A 20327-nucleotide genomic window follows, 5' to 3' on the forward strand; every position below is an offset into this window, starting at 1 on the left:
ACCATTTTTTATTATGTTTGCCCTGTTTTTTATTTATGAATTTGTTAGACGCTGGCGTTTGTTATCTGTTCTATCATACTAATCATCGGATAGAACAATGAAACAAATAGAGTAACCACAATAATACCTACAACAATTGTAAATATAGGTTGCAAGGCTTCCCCTAAAGAATCAACCGCTACTTGAACTTCGTTATCGTATATATCGGCGATTTGTTCTGCTATCTTATCTATACTTCCAGATTCTTCGCCTGTTATCAACATATCGGCAACCACAGGAGGTATTACATCAGCAGAAGCCCGTAAAGGTGCTTCCAAACCACCTCCGCGTTCAATAGAATCTCGCAAAGATTGCAAACTTTGAGCCACTGCTTGATTATGAATAGAGTATTTTGTGAGTTCCAACGATGACATCATGGAAAGCCCACTTCTTAATAGCAATGACCATGTTCTCATCATTTCGACGATAGCATATTTATGGATTATTTTTCCTATAATAGGGATTTTTAACTTGAAACGGTCCGCAGATAATCGGCGAAGTGGATTTCGGATGAACCATACCTGATAAAACAATATCAGAATAAGTATTAATACAATAGGCAACCACCACCAAACACGGAACCAATCAGAAACCCTAAAAAACAGTTCTGTGGCAGGGGGAATTTTAATACTCTGTTTTTCATACATATCTCGAAATTGTGGAACGACGAAATTAGTAAGTAGCAACAACACTCCCAAACATGCAATTACAAGGACTATCGGATAGAAAAGAGCACCACGCACTTTTCTTCGAAGCAAATCTCTTCTCTGGCGATAATCCACTAATCGTTGTAGAACTGTAGTAAGGGTACCACTGGCTTCACTGGCTTTGATTAAATTTACAAAAACGGTATCAAAATAACGCGGATGTCTATCAAATGCTTGCCATAAGGGATTACCCTCTTCTACATATAACGCCATATCATTAATCAATCCTCGTATGGCTTCCGATTGACCTCGTTGAGCCAGAGTCTTTAATGATTTCAACAAAGGCGTACCGGACTCCAGAAGCATTATCAATTGTCGGAGAAAATCTGTAATTTCCTGATAACGAACGGTACTTTTTCTCATAAAAGATAAACTCATTGAGAAAGTATTACTAACTCCAGGTTCTCGTCGAATTACTTCTTCCTCACTGACGATTTGAGAGAGACTCTGTACCTTTCCTTTTGTGGATTTCCGAATTTTTTTAATTCCTTCGGCGTTTTTCTCAGCCATCGCTGTTCTCCTTATGTCGTTATCAATTTTTTATTTTTTCTGCCGGGATATTTCTATTCCAAACAACCATCGGATTACCTTCTACAAACACAATACCTGCTTCTTTTGAAGCAAAAACACGGTTGTATTTCTTGCCCGAAACTTCTCTACTAAGTTCTGCTATAACTGAAACCTTAAAACTGTTTGACTTTTCTGTAAACGGGAACTGCCAATTCGAGGACATATTATCAACTTTTATATTATACCCCGTTGTAGGTTTCCCCAATATTGTAATTAGGTCATTCATTGATTTTATCGGACGGGCATTTGTAATTTTCTGTGCTTCATCAGAATTTATGTTAAACAAAGCCATTAAAACTTCGACAGGTGCTTTATTAATATTCAAATAAGGAACAGGATTATTGGGATTGCCCGCATTCCATGTGGAAACAAAATTTATTATTTGTTCATTAAACTCTCCCTGAATGAACCCCTTTGTACCATATAGTTCTTCTACCAGATAAAACCATTCCCCTGTGGACGAGGATACTCCTGAATTTGGCAAATTTGAAACAATTCTTCTCGCTATTTCGCCATTTGTATTTAATATTTTCTGCAGCACACTTGCTGGACTGCAATTTAAATTTATTTTTCCACTTTCGTCTGTTATCCAGACTTTCACATTAACACTTATTGTATCCGATGGTTCTAATGCAAAAGTCCCATTTCCCTTATATTCTTGTTTATAGTAAGGGTAACTAAACTCAAGAGGACATTTATCTATTAATTCCGAAACTGTATCCGTTCGCCATGCCTTTTCTAACTCTACCAATGCGGAACTTATACCCGTTTTTGCATATTCTCTTACCCTCATTTCATCTAAAAGCAGGACAGTCCTTCTCATTTCAGTTTCTGCATCACGCACATAATACATTCCTAATAAGGCAAAAACTCCTAATAAGGATATGGCTATCATTAAAGCCACACCTTTTTTACTTGAAGTATAAAACGATTTTTGGTTTTTATTGAACATAGATTTCATAGAATATTCCCTAACCAAAAAGTGCTTTCGCGCACTACTTGTTCCCATATCCTGTTTTCATCTACTAAAACGAAACTCACTTTCACTGCTTTTGGATAAAAAGGTTTATCCCATTGCTCTAACCAATTATTCCCATCATAGCAATGAATTTTCATTGCAAGAACACCTGTCATGATAATTTCCCTGGCTCCACTTGGCTCTTTTTGTCCTAAAGGACTTACTACCCTAACAAGAGCAGGAACACCCCCCAAACTTCGGTCTATATAGTAAAACACCCGCATAATTGTATTCTTATCTTCAGAATTTACATAAAGGATAGGAAACGATATTTTATCGTTATCTAAAGGAACGGATTGGTATCGTTTTTCATTTTCAATATGTCGAATTGAAGTTAAACAGCCTTTTGTAAATGTTGGAGGAACTATCTGGTCAAAATCTAATTGTAACCGATTTATTAATCTTAAATAATTAATATTAATAGCCTGCCGAATCTCAGATTGACGCCGATAATCCATAATCTTACCGAACATAACTACGCCAATAGTAGACAGCACGGAAAGAACAGCTAGAACTGTAATAATCTCAATTAAAGAAAAGCCTCTATTATATGTTCGTTTCGTTTTCTTCATTTCTTAATTACCTTATCAATCTGGAAACGAGGGATAATTGAATTGATTGTATAATATTTCGTTCGCCCAAATTCTTTATATATTACAGTAACTACTATTTCGTAATAACTATTATCTTCGGGCAATAATTTTCCGAATGCTTTCCATCGAAATTTTTGTGAGATATTTTTATAATTTCTAAAACTTGCCCAATCTGGGGGCGCTATAATAGGTATATCCGCAACATTCCCCGCCTTGGCTTCATCTTCTGATGTTAAAATAGGAAAAACTCCTTCTTTATCGTTAGCCTCAGAAATTTTCCAGATAAATTTCTCTGGGCAATTTTTCAAATAATTCAATTTTTCATTTGCTAAATTACTGGCTAATAGGGCATTTTGAGATGTTTGTGCCAGATTTAAACTTAATGTAAACATCTGCACTAATGCAGTTATTGCTATGCTTACCACAGCCAGTGCAACAATTAACTCGATTAAAGTAAAACCTCTTGTTCTCTTCAACCATAACATTTTATTCTTATTATAATTTTTTCTTGCCATAAGAAATACCATTACCCACTCTTTAATGTTCTATAATAATTTATCATTTAAATAATATTCTTATTCAAATCTACACTTATATGCAAAAAAAATATAACACAAATAATTTATTAAATAAAATACCCATTTCTCTATTTTACAACAATCAAGAGATAAAAACATCTCTTCCACAGGAAGGATTTAAGGGAATTTTTGAATTGCAATTTTCAAAAACACAAAATTTGCCTGAACAACTATTTGAAAAAGCGGTTCAAAATCCTATCGGTAATCCCCTAAACCCCTTCTATCAAAAAATAAATAATCTAAATATTTCTATTGCTATTTCGGATACTTTCCGATATACAGGTCTTGAACAGTTTATTAAAGTAATGATGGATAAACTATTTGCTTGCGGAGCCAGTCCTGAAAAATTAAAGTTTTTAGTATCTGTAGGTTCTCATCGTCCTCCAACAGAAACAGAGTTGCAATCACTTTTGACACCTGAAATATATAATACTTTCAAACAAAATATATTTATTCCGAAACCAGATAATTTAGAACAATATGAGTATTTGGGAAAAACAAAAAGAGGAACACCTGTATATATATTTAAAGAGGTTATAAACAGCGACCTTATAATTTTAACAGGAACTATTCTGTACCATTACTTTGCAGGTTTTGGAGGAGGTAGAAAATTAATAGTCCCCGGCTTATCCGCATTACCTACCATTCGACACAATCATGCATTAAGTATTTATCCAGAAAAATGTGAAATCCATCCAGATGTAAGACTTGGAAAATTAGAAGGTAATCCTGTTGCAGAGGATTTAATGGAAGCAACATTACTTACTCAAAAAAATTATTTCATTGTTAATACCGTTCTTTCTCCAGATAAAAAGATATTAAAAATCTTTTGTGGAGATTTAATTAAAGCACATCTAACCGGAGCCGAATTTGCAAAAAAAGTGTATTCTATTAGTGTCCCTGAATTTGCAGATATAGTAATTGCTTCTGCAGGAGATGCGAAAAATTTTCTCCAAAGTCATAAAGCCCTTGTAAATGCATGGCAAGCAAGAAAAAAACCTTACGGAAAAATAATTTTTATTGCTCCTTGCATAGAAGGATTAGGTGGTTATCAATTTCAAAAGTGGCTTGAAATAGGAAACCCAGAACAATTAGTTACTCATCTACGGAATAATGGAGAAGTCAATGGACAGACCGTAATATCCACTTTAGAAAAATCTCCTCATACATATTTTCTTACAGAAATGGATGAAAAAAGGGTAAACCTATTGGGAGGCACAAAAATTAGTAGTATCGAAGAGGGTTTCCAATTAGCCCGTGAAGAACTCAAAAAAGTTGGGATTTCTAAGCCATCATGGATATTTTTACCACATGCTTCATACTCTGTCCCTTATATTTCAGGAGAAAAATAAAATCTACATTCTGTCGGGGACAGAAATTCCCAAAAGATGGAGTGCATTCTGCATGGTTTGTAATGTCGCAGAACATATTTGTAATCGTGCTACTTTTACTTCCTCTTTTTCTGCCTGTAAAACAGGACATGTGTGATAAAAAGAGGTAAAAGTATGTGCTAAATCTAAGGCATAACCTGCAATAATTGCCGGATTGCGTTGTTCAATACTATTTAATACCGTCAACGGGAACTCTGAAATCTTTCGAACTAATATCCATTCTTCATCTTGTTGTATTGGAATTCTGTCATTGATATTCAAGGGAATCTCTTTTCCATATTTGCGAAGAATAGACTTGATCCGAGCACAACTATACTGCAAGTAGGGTCCTGTATCCCCTTCAAAAGACAAAGCACTTTCTATATCAAAAATAACATTTTTAGTTGGAGTTACTCGAAGCACAGCAAAACGAATTGCAGAAACAGCGACCTGTTCTGCAATAAGTTTTTGTTCTTCCTCTGAAAGTTCCTTACATTGTTCTTGCACCCTCTTAAAAGCCAACTCAGAAGCAGTATCTAAAAAGTCGGAAAGGAGTACTACATTGCCCTGTCTTGTTGACATTTTTCCTTCTTTTAACAAAATATACGAATAGAATACAGGAACAGGGGGTTTATAACCAGCACTGGACAAGATTAAAGAAATTTGTTGCAAATATAACTTGTGGTCTTCTCCTAAAACGATGATATCCTCATCAGCACCCCGATGTCCTTTATATATGGTATAAGCCAAATCACGATAGCCATACATGGAACTTCCATTGGCTCGACGCAAAACAAAATACCTACCTTCTTCCTGTGCATATCCTAATGGAGCCAAATCCACTGTTAATCGTTGTTCTTCATCAATAAATAATGCCTCTTTCGTTTTCAATACCTCTAAAACTTTATTCAATTCTTCTGACTCAATAAAATTAGATTCCCTGTCAAAATAGTCATAATCTACACCTAACCGTTTCAATACCTGTAATTGCCCTTTCAAACACATATCTGTTACATGGAAAAACTTTTTACGAACATCTTCATCCCCTTGTTCCATCTTTGCCAATAAATCATATCCCTTTTGAGCAAATTCGAGGTCGTTTTCTGCTCGTTGATTAGCCCGAACATAAGCCTGCAATATCCCGTTAAAATCTAAATTCTCAATTTCATCAGAAATGAGAACCAACAAACCTATTTGCCGTCCCATGTCATTCACATAGTAATGAACTTCCGTATCATAGCCCTCAAAACGAAAAATTCGAGATAAACTATCGCCTATCATAGCATTTCTTGCGCGTCCTACATGAGGGCTTGCATTAGGATTAATACTCGTATGTTCGATAAGAGCCTTTTTACCCTTTCCTGAAAATGAAGAACCAAACAGTTTGTTCTCGGTTAATACCTTCTTAATAATTTCCCCCGCAGTAACATCTCTATTGAGGAACAAATTTAAATAACCGCCTACTCGTTCAACTTTATCAACAAAAGTTTCTATTTTTACCAGAGGCACGCACTTTTCCGATAATTCAGGCAATGGGATATTTAGTTTTTTAGATAATGCAAACAGGGGAATGGACACATCACCCATTTTTATATCTGGTGGTGAAGAAATAAGAATATCTTTATCCCCAATTCCCTCAAAATTACTAATAAGTTTACTTTTTAACTTCTTTATTATATCTAACACTATAAAAACACTCCTTCTATAAAGGGGCTAAATATATACGAAATAAGACTATCTTTTAGTTTTTTGCAAAACTATCTTTCAAAATGGATTTCAGTTGCAATTAAATACCTTCAAGACAGGACAAGGTAGCCCTTAATGTATCTTCATAATTATCGGTAGAATGTCCACATTCCAGAGCCACAAAACCTTTGTAGTCGGTTTGGGCAATGGCTTTAAAAATATTGTGGTAATTTAACTCTCCCGTTCCAGGTTCTTTTCTCCCCGGATTATCCGCCACATGAAAATGTCCTATGCGACTTATATTTTCTGTTAAGTTCCGAATAACATTCCCTTCTGTTATCTGTTGATGATATATATCAAACAACATCTTAACATTCGGACTGTTTACTTCTTTAAGGATTTCCATTGTATCATCTGTTCTACACAAAAAATACCCACGATGGTCAACCAGTGGATTTAAAGCTTCGACGACAATAGATACCTGATTATCCTCTGCAATAGGGGCTAATCTTTTCAGGCATTTAATTACATTTTCCTTCTGCACATCTCGAGAAACATCATTGCGTTCATTGCCTGTCAATCCAATTAATCGCTTACAATTCAATTGCTTGGCTACTTCAATTCTTTCACGGAATTGCTTTTCAAGGCGGTCATGGTCTGTTTCATCTACCATCTGTCTGGGTGCTATGGCTCCTACACCTACAATACAACTCAACTCCAATCCCAGTGCATCTGCTTTACTACGAATTGCCTTAAAATCACCTTTGGGATTAAGCCATTCGTAGGCAGGCAACCCCCAACTTGCAACTGCTTCTAATTTTTCTTCAGGTTTCCGTCCCGGAAACCAGTCCAATGGGGCAGACATTCTTAACTTAACTTTGGAAAAAGGCTTATCATCAGGAATTGCTCCATATCCTTTTTTACTTGCAAAAAATGCACCACTTACTATAGTGCTTGCACAGGTAATAAAAAAACTTCTTCTTTTCATATTTCTACTCCTTATCCGGTTATCTTGCTTTTACAATCTTTTACAATACAAATTCTTTTATTTGATTATACTATGAATAAAATTTTATTATCGAGTTTACAGTATGGATTATAAAATAACTATGTATTTATTATGTAACAGTCCTTCAACTAAAGGATTTAAAACGGAATGAAATTATCATTTGTAATCCCTGCATATAACGAGGAAATGACCATAAAGCCCTTAGTTGAGGGTATTATTGAGCATACATCCCCTCATGATGTGCAAATTATTCTTATTGATGATGGAAGCACCGATTCAACTTTTCAATCTATGTTAAAAGTTCAATCGGAACATCCTCAGGTAAAAATTATAAAATTCCGCAGGAATTTCGGGAAAAGTCGTGCTTTATCTGCTGGTTTCCATGAAGCCGATGGGGACATTATTATTATGATGGATGCGGACTTACAGGATGACCCCAAAGAAATACCCCGAATGATTGAAAAAATGCAAGAGGGCTATGATGTTGTATGTGGATGGAAAAAACGACGACTTGACCCCTGGCATAAGACATTTCCATCAAAAATATACAATGCCATTATTCGATATCTATTTCATGTAAACCTACATGATATTAATACCGGCTTCAAAGCGTTTCGAAAAGAGGTAGTTCCCTATATTCCTTTATATGGAGAAATGCATCGATTAATTGCCATATCTGCATCAGAATTGGGGTTTAAAGTAACAGAAATTCCGGTGGAACACCACCCGAGAAAATATGGAAAATCTAAATTTGGTTTCAGTCGCTTTTTCTTCGGGGCTGTAGATGTATACACCGTCTGGTTTTTATCGAGACATAGCCAGTCACCTTCCTATTTTTTCACCAAACGCGGATTAATGGCTATTGGATTAGGGATATTATGTTTATTGGGCGGTTTATCAGGTTTTTACTTAGATGGGGAACAACTTCACTATGTATTTTTAGGAACGGTCGGTTCTGTTTTTGTAGGTATTGGATTTTTAACCATTGGAACTGGTTTAATTGCAGAAATACTCCGCAGAGAATTTGCTATGAAACAAGACTTTTCTATTATTGAATGTGTTCTCTCCACAAAAAATAGTAATTTAAATCCAAAAGATTAACCATATACTTCAAATACAGGAGAGTTAAGATGATATATTTAACTTTATTGCTATTTACTTTAGGTTCATGGGAATTGCCTGCCCCAATAGATAAAGAACCTGTTCCATCAGCATTTTTCAAGGACCGTTTACATGCCTACATCTGGCTTAATTGGTCTGTCGTCCCTATTTCACGAATAGCAGATACAATAGGAGCGAAAGAAGAAGACATTCTCGCTATTGGAACACGAATGGGTTTACCCAAACCTTATCCGGTAACAGAAGAAGAAATGGAACGATTGCATTGCACCATCATACGCAGGAATTGGCATCTTCTCCCTTATGAGCAAATTATAAAATTGTTAAAATGGGATACCCAACAACTGGCTTATACACTACGCGAAGACGATTTCCTCTTTATTAAATTGGGAAACTTCAAACCCCAGTGTCCCTCTTTGACCTTTCAAGAACCTGATGAAGAAACTATTGCGTATGAAAAACAAATCGGCAATATGGTAAAAAAACTTCTTCCGGAAGGGATACAATGTTGGGGGGAAAAACCTTTCCATTTTATAGAAGAATTGTCGGATATTAATAATCATCAGAAAATTGAAGGCTCAAACAAAGAAATCCCTCGTTATTGTTCTTCTTATTTCTTAAAATATGGAGACCCTTTTGCAAATCTTGAAGAATCCTATCCTAAAGGATACATACAAAAATTACGAGCAAATGGTGTAAACGGAGTATGGTTACAATCTGTTCTTTACCTATTAACTCCTTTTCCGTGGGACATAGAAATAAGTAAAGGATGGGAACAAAGATTGGAAAATTTAAGAAAATTTTCCGAAGACCTGAAAAAAGAAGGGATGAAAGTATATTTATACTTAAATGAACCACGGGCTATGCCTAATTCTTTTTATGAAAAATTTCCTGAGTTAAAAGGGGTCAATGAAGGAGATTTTTCTGCTCTTTGCACATCTCATCCTGATGTGCAGAATTATATAAAAAATGCTATTAAAACAATTTGTGAAAAGGTCCCCGATTTAGGGGGATTCTTTACTATCAGTGCTTCTGAAAATCTTACCAATTGCTGGTCTCATCACCATGGAGAAAATTGTCCGCGTTGCTCAAAACGAAACCCTTCAGAGGTTATTGCGGAAGTTCATCAGATTATCCAATCAGGAATTGAGGCAGCAAATTCGTCATGCAGACTTATAGCATGGGATTGGGGTTGGAAAGATGAATGGGTAGAAGGAATTGTCTCAAATCTTCCTCCTAAAACAGCCATTATGAGCGTTAGTGAATGGGATATCCCTCTTACTCGTGGAGGTATCCATTCAGCCATCGGAGAGTATAGTCTGACAGAACCCGGACCGGGTCCCCGTGCTTCACGGCACTGGGAAATGGCTCAAAAATACGGACATCCTATCTTTGCTAAACTACAAATAGGAACAACATGGGAATTGGGTTCAGTGCCATACATTCCTGTCCTCGATAATGTTGCTACTCATGCAATAAATCTCCGTGAGAAGCATCTGAATGGTTGTATGCTCGGTTGGACATTAGGGGGTTACCCTTCTCCAAATATGCAGGTATTTAATTTGCTAATGGACAATCCAGAATATGACAAAGAAACTGCACTATTGCAGACTGCAGAAAAACGCTTCGGAAAAGCATTAGCACCTATAATGGTTAAAGTATGGAAACAAATTACGCAGGCGTTCAAGGAATATCCATTTCATATCATTGTTGTTTATCAGAGTCCTGTTCATGTAGGTCCCTCCAATCCTTTGTGGGTCAAACCAACAGGATACATCGCTACTATGACAGGGTTCCCTTATGACGATGTAAAAAATTGGTGCGGTGTATTTCCCCCGGAGATTTTTGCAAATCAAATGGAAAAAGTATCCCGTGGATTTATGAACTCGCTTGAAATGATAAAAACGGAAATGGGAAATATTAATATAGATAACCCAAAGTATAAGAAAAATGTTGAGCAGGAATGTCGAGTTATAGAGGTTTGTGCGCTTCATTACGAAAGCACGGCCAATCAAGCCCGTTTTGTTCTCCTTCGTAATGAACTTACAAATAACAATGTTTCTGATGATAGAAAAAAACAAATCATCGAAGAGTTAAAACAAATTATCCAGAGAGAAAAGGAATTGGCAATAAGAGAATATAATATACAGATTGCGGACAGCCGATTTGGCTTTGAAGCGACCAATCATTACTTCTTCGTTCCACTCGACTTAGTGCTAAAATCGCTCAATTGTGAAGAACTTTTAAATAACTGGATACCTCAAATATCCAAATGAAAATCTAAACAGTCTCTATGGAAAAAGCCATAATAAAAAAGCAATATAAGGGTATTATCTGTTACGATGGAGAGTTTTTTCACGGATGGCAATACCAACCGGATAAAAAGACGGTTCAAGGAGAACTGCAAAAAAATCTTTCCTTAATAATGAGGAAGGAAATTCATGTTCAGGGAGCTTCTCGAACAGATGCAGGAGTGCATGCATTAGGACAAACTTTTACTTTCTATTATGAAGGAAACATACCAACAAGATTACGCCATGCAGTATCTCAACTTCTCGCACCCCACGCTAAAGTTATGGAAATCGAAGAGGTACCATTAGAATTTGATGTATGCCGTGATGTGAAATGGAAAAAATATTGCTACACATTTGAGTTATCTAAAGAACCCAGTCCTTTTACTATAAAATATGCATGGCATGTCCCTTATAAGATTGATTTAGTCCTGCTCCGTGAATTATTACCAGAATTAATCGGAACTCACGATTTTGCTGGTTTCCAGAGTACTGGTAGTCAAATGCAGACAACCGTCCGTACCCTTTATTCTGTGGAATTAAAAGAAGGAGGTGTAATAACATCCATCAATTCAGCTAACTTATGGCACATTGAATTTGTTGGGAATGGTTTTCTTTATCACATGATACGAAATATCATTGGAACACTTATAGAAATTGCAAGAGGCAGGTTTCCAAAAGAATTTCTCTACAAATGTCTTTACGAAAATAAAAAATTTAATGGTCTCTGTGCCCCTCCTCACGGTCTTACCCTTGTTGAAATAAAATACTGATAAAAAAATCACTCTACGGTGGTATCATAGCTGGTATGGAAGAAATTAAAGAGATTAACAACTCTGAAGTCAATGAAGCGGGGTAAGCTTTTAATGAAACGGAATACAGAGTAATGATTAAACTTTAAAAGTATCCATAATAAAAGAACAGGTTTTATTAAAAAGAACCCTATATATTTGAAGAAATGAAATAAGATATGAGTAGAATAGCCATCGGGATTTTTCTGGTATTGTTTAATAAGAAATTCTATTATTCCAGAAGGATAAATAGTAGCAGGATGTTTTAAAAGATTTATTTTTGTTGGAGAGATAATTAAAAAGTCTTTTTTCGTATCATCATGCAAAAATTCAGGCATTTCCCTCTTAACTCGTTCGCGTAAATCTGTCCCCTCATAAAGAGTTAGGGAAAATAACAGGAAGAAATAAGGCTTGGGGATTTTTGCCAATGTCCGTACAGTTTCTAATTCATCCTCTTCGGTTTCATAAGGATTATCACAGATAATATCGTAATAAGGGACTATAGGATATTTATTCACTATTTTTGTAATATTTAAAAATTGTTCTTTTTTTATCTTACGATTATATATCTCATGGCTAACTCGTTCACAGCCACTTTGCAATCCTATATGGATTGCAGATAAGCCCGCATCTACAGCCAATTTTAACTTATCTTCGGTAATAAAGTTCGGAGTAGTTAAAATAATAAACGGTTTGTTTACTTTCTCCTTATATAAATTAAACAATTTTTCTATAGTCTCTTTCTTTTGAGCAAAAAGATTATCATCCTGCATTGAAATAAATAATAACGGTAAATCTTCAGAAACACCTGCACAGATTTCATTAATGATATGTTCTGGTGAAGCCCCTCGTAATGACCAATCGGGATATAATTTACCAAAAAATGAATTTAAGCAATAGCTACAACGGAAAGGACAACCTCGAGAACTTACAAGACGATAAATACCTCCTCGAAAGGCACTATACTTCATATACAATTTTCGGTCTAAAACATGAACTTTATCTTTAAAAAGGATGTAGGCACTTTTTGCCAATCGAGGGATATAAGGTAGTTGATTTAAATCCTGTATTAAAGGATTTAATGGATTTTGTATTACCTTACCATCTTCCATCCATGCCATATTATTGACAGTTTTTAATGATTTTCCCTCCTTAAGGGCATTGCATATATCAATCACTGTTTTCTCTGCTTCTCCCACACATACAAAGTCGGCATATTTTGTGCAACGAATAGGGTCTGCTGTGGGTTGAACACCACCCCAAATAATTGGGATATCGAAATTCTGTTTCAAATAAATAGTAACATCCCTTGCTGAACTGAATTCAGAAGCAGTTAAACTAATGCCTATCCATGCTGGGTTATATTCTTGAATAAAGCCTTTTAATGCTTCCAGCATTGGATGATTATCGGGTTGGAAACGATTTATATATAAGAGCCCCGATTCATAACCATTTTCCAATAAAATCTGGTGGAGGAGTTTCAGTCCTAATATATTTAAATTTTTCTGTAGTGATAATAATAAAACACGCATGCTGATTTTCTTACAAAAGAATTAATTAAAGAAATCTATGTAATTATAGCATATACTTTTAAAACATAGCCATAACAGATTTTTTTCTGCTACGGCTAATAGTTTTATTAAAGGTATTAACTACAAATCTTTAACTTGCTTTCGGGACAAAATAGGCAGTAACCTGTCCTTCCAACAAATTACCCTTCTTTTCATTCATTATTCGCAATTCTTGAATTTCTGACAGGACCTTCTCCACATCCCTTTGAGCACCACCTAAATCCTGTCCCATAATACTCATCAATGGGAATATTGTGTCTAACAATAGTTTACTTTGAACCGAGATAAGGTTATATCTTGGGATTGCAGGGTCTAATGGAGGTTTTAAACCAGCCATATAATTGGAGGTTTGTTTATCAAGAACCATATCTATCATTTTCTTTAAGACATCTACATTATTGCTGGCGATAACTTTATCCTCTACCATAACCATAGTAATCGGTATCGGCGAAGGGACCGCTAATTTTTTCAATGGGATATCCCGATAACTTTCATCCGACATGGAAGGAACGAGCATATCTAATAAACCTTTTACTTGTTCCACATTTGAAGCCTGTATAATCACGATTAAAGCAGGGAAATCACCCATTGCTGATGTAATAGCCACACCCATTTCATTTCCTAATAATCCCATAGCAGAAGCTCCATATTGAAGTCCCTGAGCTACTTCTTTTTTATCGCCCAATGCTTTTTTCACTTCCGGAAGTGCTGATTGATTCAGGTATGTCTTATACTCATTAGTAAATTGCAATAACAAAGTGGCTTGCGTATTATCAGGCAATATCTTGGGCAATTCCATCGGTTTTGCCTCTCCTAAAATACTTGTAGACTTGGGGCGTTTGGCTAAATCCATCAGGGTCCGAACTTCTAATTTTTCATTTGGATTTAAGGAGAAACAAACATATACGGGGTCTTGACCTTCAGGCAACATTTCTGTCCATGAAGTTGTTTTCAATTGTCCTAATAAAGCATACGGAGAAGATTGAACCAATGCAGGCATAAGTTGGTTTAACATAGGAATTAATTCCTCATCTTTTACAAGAGCAACACCTTCTGGATAAGGTGCCGATGGAATATCTACACCATAGCGAATAGCATAAGGAGAATTAAACCGACTGGCAACACCTTTTACCATAGAAGAGGAACCTAATGTTACATAGCCCCCTCCGATAAAATAGGCATAAACGCCATAATCCATTATTTTTGCACCGTCTACAATTACTTCCTGAGGTGCAGTTGCATTAATTTCAGGAATTTCAACAACCAACTCTTTTAGAGATGTTTCAACCTTTTCTTTGTCCTTCACTCCTAACATAACTGACCAATTCGGCTGTTTTACTTGAGTCCAGTCTATCTTTTGTATATCCACCTTTTTATCTGCTGTTTCTCCCTCTGGAGGAGTTAATAAAGCCTTCAAACTATCCAAGGAGGGCTTAAAATCAGCAAAGGCACCTATAGGTTTGGTTATATCAAATCCTCTTGCTTCCGCTACCTCTATTAAATTCTTTGCTTCTGGGACATCTGCAAAACTGGCTAATTGCCTGATTTGATTTTGTAGGAAGGAATCCACTTCATCAGCGGAATAGAAGCGTTTTGCTGTCTGAACAATTTTATCTAATCCATCCGCTAATGAGGGTAATACAATGCTTAATTGAGCATTTTCAGGTGTTAGTTTTAATAAAGAGGTTGTCGGAATACCTCCTTCCGCTGGTGGTAATGTCAACTCTTTAGGTTCGGGAGGTTTCGGTGGTGGTGTTTGTTCCGCAGGTCCACCGCAACCATTAAGCATAAATAATACACTTACCAATAAAATGGCACAGAAACTTAATAATACTTTTCTCATAACTTTAACTTTCATAAACTTTTCCTTATCATTAACATTTTTGTTATATTGAATTTACATAATGGATACATATTGGACAGCATATATGATATAAAAGGTTTCAATCAACCACAAATTATAATTCTTTTCTACGACTTCTCCCTTTACTCCCAAAATAAACCTTATATTCTATAGGGCTAAATCCCGTCGTTTTTTTAAATTTTTCTGACACTAATGAGCCATACCTAATACCAACACAATTACCTATTTCCGATAGACTTTTATCTGTATTCCGTAAAAATTCTGCTATCTTTTCTACCTGAATATAGTTTAATAATTCATCATAATTTATCCCGATATTTCTCTTAATCCAGTGACTTAATGCGGAAGGCTCCATCTGCATTTCTTCCGCAATAGATAGTAAGGAACAATTCGATATAAGTTTTTTCTCAAGAACAGAATAAAATTTAGCAAATCTTTCTTTTTGATTTTCCTTCTTAAAATTATTTGTTACGAAAGCAAAAATATCCCTTATCAGCTTCTTTATAAAAACTCTCAAAGTTTTGTCTTCAAGAAACAATTTATCTTTCATAAAAAAAAGTTTGTGTTTATTTATAGGATTATTTTCCGAACCTTCTAATAAAAATGAACTTAAAATATTCATCACCCATGTATACAATGAAAACTTTGCTTTCGCCAAATTTTTTCTCTGAATATTTAGTTCTTCTCCTTTCCCTCTCAAAACAAATTCTGCGAATTGTTTATTTTCCATCTGAAGTGCGATAAGGAGCATTTGTTTTCTTACTTTATCAAAATTTTCAATATATTGGTTTATATCTTTGACATCTTCTTCCCTCTCTTTTACGCGATATTTCTTATCATCAATTTCTGTTTGTTTACCAGTCCCTTCTGGAAATAAACGATTCCAATGAAATTGAAAACTCTCCTTCATCCAGAACATCACTTCTTTTACAGAATCTATAGAATGATATGGAAGAAATTTCAAGGATTCCATTTCATTCTCAGGGATATTCAATTTTAATTCTTTCAGGTTATTAATCACATTAAAATATAAAACATCCTCCTTTTCTTCGATATGAAAAGGACCAACCGTTAAAACGACACTATAATGATGGTGACTTATTAAATGAATGGAACCGCAACTAAAACCAATATGACATTTATAAAACAAAGGAATTTCTAAAATAGTTGCTTGTTCTGCACATCTATATCTGTCTATAAAACATTTTTTACCACCTACCTCCACAGACAATACAAAAGGACATAAAGCAAATTCTCTATCCGACCAGACTAAAAAATTCTGAGCAGTATTCAGCGACCAAATATGAACCGCAACCGCTGAACGAAGAATATTAGAAATGCGCTGATAAAGCGAAACAAAATCTACATTTAAAAGTCGCTTCTTGAGAATTTCTAAATCAATTTTATTAATGGTGTGGGATTCTTCTGTTTGCTTATCCATAACTGAATATCCCTCTCCCCAATAGATTGACGAACCAACCGTTCTACCAATTCATAATGATTGTTATTCTCACTTATATGAGCCAAAACAAGTACTCGAAGGGTATCATCAATAACCCAAGAAAGTAACTCTAACATTTGTTGATTGGACAAATGCCCAAACCTACTCTGTATTCGCTGTTTTATGTGAGCAGGATATATTCCGTTCATTAGCATATCCGGACAATAATTGGATTCAATTATTAGGCCATGGCAACCCTTCAATCTATTTACAATTAATTTCGAGGGATAACCACAATCCGTAGCAAAACCAAGTTTTGCATAATTATTGGATACGACATAATTTACCGGGTCGTTCGCATCGTGTGTTACCGAAAACGACTGGACATGAAATTCCCCGATATTTACGCTATCCCCGGACTCAAAAAGTTCAATATTTCTGTTATCATTGATAATTTCCCGCAAAGCGTTGTAGGTACCCCGCGTCATAAAAATAGGTATATCATAAATACTAACCAATCTCTTCAAGCCACATATATGGTCAGCATGTTCATGGGTAATAAAAATGGCTTCAATATCCTCAACGGTTCGTTCTATAGTTTCCAGCCTCTTTTTTATCTGGGGTAGACTAAATCCACAATCCAATAAAATGGATGCGCGTGCACCCTGTATAAAAGTAGCGTTTCCAGAACTACCACTTCCCAATACAGAAAAACTTAACATATAAATACAATCCTCTTATATCCTAATTTTATCTTTTTTAAACTGGAAAACCTTTGTTGTAAATGGTGGAATTGAAATATCTATTTTACCACCTTCATCAAAGAAATATTGATTTCCCTGAACTAATTCAATGACCTCTTTTCTTACAAAATGCGTATTTTTATATTTAATCGAACCCTCCCAAAGAAAATCTGCATGATTTATGATAACAATCTTTTGATATTCATCATCCTCTGTAAGTAACCATTCGCAGGGAGGACCCGAAATCATAAACGGCACAAGGCCTGTAAACAGAGAATCCAATAAATGAACAACAGCTCCCATCAATACACCAGAACCCGTTTCAAACCATGGAGCAAGACTTATATACAAATTCCCCTTACCCAGTTGTGTATGAACAATCAAAGGAGCATTTTGATTCGCCCACGCTATTACCTCTGAATTAGAATCTACATTAGCGGGAATAAAACGAAATGCCTCATTATTCCACTCATCCTTTTGCCATTTCCAGCGATAACCTGTATGAAGTTCTGGAAGCATTTGCACTCCACACCATTCATGGTCTTCCGGTCTGATTACCCCTGCGGAACATACCACGGTCCCACCATCACGAAGGTATTCAATCAATTTTTGTTTTAACTCTTCATGCAATACTAATGGTCCTAAAATAACTACTACCTTGTATGATTTCAGTACATCTACTCCAACTTCTTCGGTAAATACATCAAAAATATCACCCCAACGACTAACCCCCATCGGCCGATAGGGTGAAAGGTCTACATTATTTTCTCTTAAAAATTGGTTTGCCTCTTTACGATTCTTAAACTTTCCAAATGGAATGTATGCTTTACTATAAAAAACATTTTGTGGCAAAGGTGCATAACGAGGAGTAATACATGAGAGAGCAAACGGACTTGCAGGTGGGTCATTATCCTCATAATTTCCGAAAGGAAATGGGTCCATCACAAAATTGCTTCCCGGAAAAATCGTTGTAAAAAAACTATCAATCCCTCTTTCCCCCGGATTTCTTCTTAATCGTGCATAATTCCATGCAAACTGTTGTGTCTCCCAATAAGGAGGGGTAATCCACCCATGGTCTGAAGGAAGAATAACAGCAACGGGAACAACAGGAGTTCCACGCGGTATCTTTTGTATCCATCGTGAAAATTGTTCAAAATCTTTTCCCAATTGAGATAATCTTCCATCGGGATAACACAGCAAATCTCCACCTTCAATTGCCAGATAATCGGCTCCCGAAAAATAGGAAACCATCCAATTCCTTTGATGAAAAGAGGTAGATAAATCCTGAACACATCCATAAAAAACACCCCACCACAGAGAAAAATCTATTCCCCACGAACAATTGTATTGCTTCCCCGCACCACGGGTAAATGCTATACCGGTTTGTATATCTTCTATATCATCATTGGTCCGTTCTAATAAAACTGCTTCCAAACCCAGTTTTGCATAGATATGTGCACTGCTTGCATAACCACATCTCCCCCATTTATGGATATCAGGAGCATATTTTTGAACTTCGGCCAATCCTTCTTTCAAAAAACTTTCAAATCGTTTTAAAGCTTCCGTATGAGAATGCGGAGGTTTTTCAAGAAAACTCCTTGAAAAACCAACTCCCGAAGAATCTTCTTCCGTAAAACCTTCCCACACAAAATTACTTCCAAAAACATCAAAATATCCCTTAAGAGATTCTTCCGTTCGGGGGACCTCTTTGTTGTTATCTTCATAAAATCGTTTTCGTGTTTCAGGATGTGCCAAAAAGGGCGTAATAACAGGCATTAATCCTTTATTCTTTAAATATTCAAGATGTAATTTATTTCGAACAGGAGAGGAGGCTATTCCCCAGCACCATTTATCTTTACCTGCCCAATCCCATGGAACAGGAATATCCTTTTCATTTTCAGGGACAGAACTTTCTACAATTATTTTTGCTGTTTGAGACTTTCGGTTAGAATCTGTCATTTGAATTAAATTCCTAAATTTTATAAATAAAATTAAATTCTTGTTAAAATGTATAGAAGACTAATAATGAATACAATAACTATAAAATTATACTAATGAGGGATATTATAAATGGAAATTATTGATGTCCATTGTCATTTAGAAGCAGAAGAATTTCGTGATGATTTAGAAGAAGTTGTAAGAAATGCAAAATCGGCAGGGATTATAAAACTAATTACATCTTCTGTAAGTCCTGGACAATGGGAAAAATCGCTATGGCTTTCCCAACAATATCCTGAAATTGAATGCACATGGGGTATTCATCCCTGGTATATCCAAGAGGACTATTTTAACAATTTAAATCGTCTCCTAACTGATTCGGTAAATAAAATTGTAGCCATCGGCGAAATCGGTTTGGATTTGAAAATAGATAATCCCCCTTATGAATTGCAAGAAAAATTTTTTATCCGTCAATTAGAAATTGCAAAAGAAATTAATCTCCCCGTCGTTATCCATTGTCGAGGAGCTTTCTCCCAACTTACAGGAATCATAAATAAAATAGGTATGCCAGAACGAGGAGGAATTATTCATGCATTCAAAGGGAGCCCTGAAATAGTTGAACAATTAATTCCCCATAGAATTTTTTTCTCTTTAGGTTGTGGTATCACATACAGGTATAGTTCAAAAAGACAAAAAATTTTAAATCAAATTTATCCCGATTACTTATTAGTTGAAACAGATAGCCCGGATATTCCGCCAGCAGGTCAATCAGGTATGCGTAATGTCCCCTCTAATATTACTCTTGTGCTTACTGCACTTGCCGAATACCTAAAAATTTCAGAATCAGAAATAGCAAAAAATACCACAAAAAACGCAAAAAAAGTTTTTAATTTATAAAAAAATTTAACAATAAAAACAAAAAAAATACTATAAAAAAAATTAAAAATACATAAATTATTGCAATATAATAACTTATATTTTTTATTATTTTTTTGTTTT

The 20327-nt window shown here is 35.4% G+C and carries 16 protein-coding genes; 5 read left to right on the forward strand and 11 right to left on the reverse strand.

Going from position 1 to position 20327, the window contains the following annotated elements:
* Positions 1-44 precede the first annotated feature (44 nt).
* From PLA12_03355 to PLA12_03370, 4 genes are read right to left on the reverse strand one after another with little or no spacing between them, the layout of a single operon-like run.
* A complete protein-coding gene (locus PLA12_03355; GenBank protein ID HOQ31530.1) occupies positions 45-1256 on the reverse strand; it encodes a type II secretion system F family protein in 1212 nt (403 codons plus the stop codon).
* Between the two features lie 22 nt (positions 1257-1278).
* The gene (locus PLA12_03360; GenBank protein ID HOQ31531.1) at positions 1279-2277 is read right to left on the reverse strand and encodes a type II secretion system protein GspK; all 999 of its coding nucleotides are present in this window, start codon (positions 2275-2277) and stop codon (positions 1279-1281) included.
* The gene (locus PLA12_03365; GenBank protein HOQ31532.1) at positions 2274-2906 is read right to left on the reverse strand and encodes a prepilin-type N-terminal cleavage/methylation domain-containing protein; all 633 of its coding nucleotides are present in this window, start codon (positions 2904-2906) and stop codon (positions 2274-2276) included. Before PLA12_03365 ends, PLA12_03360 begins: the two co-directional genes overlap by 4 nt.
* A complete protein-coding gene (locus tag PLA12_03370) occupies positions 2903-3442 on the reverse strand; it encodes a type II secretion system protein (protein HOQ31533.1) in 540 nt (179 codons plus the stop codon). Before PLA12_03370 ends, PLA12_03365 begins: the two co-directional genes overlap by 4 nt.
* Positions 3443-3522: 80 nt before the next feature.
* On the opposite strand from PLA12_03370, the gene larA reads away from it, so the two are divergent.
* Positions 3523-4857 carry a nickel-dependent lactate racemase gene (gene larA, locus PLA12_03375; protein ID HOQ31534.1) on the forward strand — a complete coding sequence of 445 codons (1335 nt, stop codon included), beginning with the start codon at positions 3523-3525 and terminating at the stop codon, positions 4855-4857.
* Between the two features lie 3 nt (positions 4858-4860).
* Here the strand turns inward: larA and argS are convergent, their stop codons facing one another.
* Positions 4861-6561, reverse strand: coding sequence for an arginine--tRNA ligase (gene argS, locus PLA12_03380; GenBank protein ID HOQ31535.1), 1701 nt, complete (start codon positions 6559-6561; stop codon positions 4861-4863).
* 100 nt (positions 6562-6661) lie between these two features.
* Entirely contained in the window at positions 6662-7549 is an 888-nt protein-coding gene (locus PLA12_03385) for a TIM barrel protein (GenBank protein HOQ31536.1), read from the reverse strand.
* A 168-nt stretch (positions 7550-7717) separates the two neighbouring features.
* Here PLA12_03385 and PLA12_03390 point away from each other — a divergent pair, with 168 nt between their 5' ends.
* From PLA12_03390 to truA, 3 genes are read left to right on the forward strand one after another with little or no spacing between them, the layout of a single operon-like run.
* A complete protein-coding gene (locus PLA12_03390) occupies positions 7718-8671 on the forward strand; it encodes a glycosyltransferase family 2 protein (GenBank protein ID HOQ31537.1) in 954 nt (317 codons plus the stop codon).
* Positions 8672-8700: 29 nt separating this feature from the next.
* Complete coding sequence (locus PLA12_03395) at positions 8701-10965, forward strand: hypothetical protein (GenBank protein HOQ31538.1); 2265 nt, start codon at positions 8701-8703, stop codon at positions 10963-10965.
* A gap of 17 nt (positions 10966-10982) precedes the next feature.
* Positions 10983-11753 (forward strand): tRNA pseudouridine(38-40) synthase TruA, encoded by a 771-nt coding sequence (truA, locus tag PLA12_03400; GenBank protein ID HOQ31539.1) that lies wholly within the window; start codon positions 10983-10985, stop codon positions 11751-11753.
* A gap of 8 nt (positions 11754-11761) precedes the next feature.
* On the opposite strand, the gene PLA12_03405 is transcribed toward truA, so the two are convergent.
* The 5 genes from PLA12_03405 to PLA12_03425 all read right to left on the reverse strand — a co-directional run bounded on the left by PLA12_03405 (position 11762) and on the right by PLA12_03425 (position 19349).
* Positions 11762-13303, reverse strand: a complete 1542-nt coding sequence (locus PLA12_03405) for a radical SAM protein (GenBank protein HOQ31540.1) — start codon at positions 13301-13303, stop codon at positions 11762-11764.
* Between the two features lie 130 nt (positions 13304-13433).
* On the reverse strand, positions 13434-15200 hold the full coding sequence (locus PLA12_03410) for a hypothetical protein (GenBank protein ID HOQ31541.1): 1767 nt from the start codon (positions 15198-15200) through the stop codon (positions 13434-13436).
* A gap of 100 nt (positions 15201-15300) precedes the next feature.
* Positions 15301-16647: a helix-turn-helix domain-containing protein gene (locus PLA12_03415; protein ID HOQ31542.1), complete on the reverse strand. Its 1347-nt coding sequence runs from the start codon at positions 16645-16647 to the stop codon at positions 15301-15303.
* Positions 16599-17369, reverse strand: a complete 771-nt coding sequence (locus PLA12_03420; protein ID HOQ31543.1) for an MBL fold metallo-hydrolase — start codon at positions 17367-17369, stop codon at positions 16599-16601. Before PLA12_03420 ends, PLA12_03415 begins: the two co-directional genes overlap by 49 nt.
* Before the next feature lie 15 nt (positions 17370-17384).
* On the reverse strand, positions 17385-19349 hold the full coding sequence (locus PLA12_03425) for a hypothetical protein (protein HOQ31544.1): 1965 nt from the start codon (positions 19347-19349) through the stop codon (positions 17385-17387).
* 111 nt (positions 19350-19460) lie between these two features.
* Here PLA12_03425 and PLA12_03430 point away from each other — a divergent pair, with 111 nt between their 5' ends.
* Positions 19461-20225, forward strand: coding sequence for a TatD family hydrolase (locus PLA12_03430; GenBank protein ID HOQ31545.1), 765 nt, complete (start codon positions 19461-19463; stop codon positions 20223-20225).
* Positions 20226-20327 lie beyond the last annotated feature (102 nt).

This window comes from Candidatus Hydrogenedens sp. (genome assembly GCA_035378955.1).
Taxonomy (GTDB): Bacteria; Hydrogenedentota; Hydrogenedentia; order Hydrogenedentales; family Hydrogenedentaceae; genus Hydrogenedens.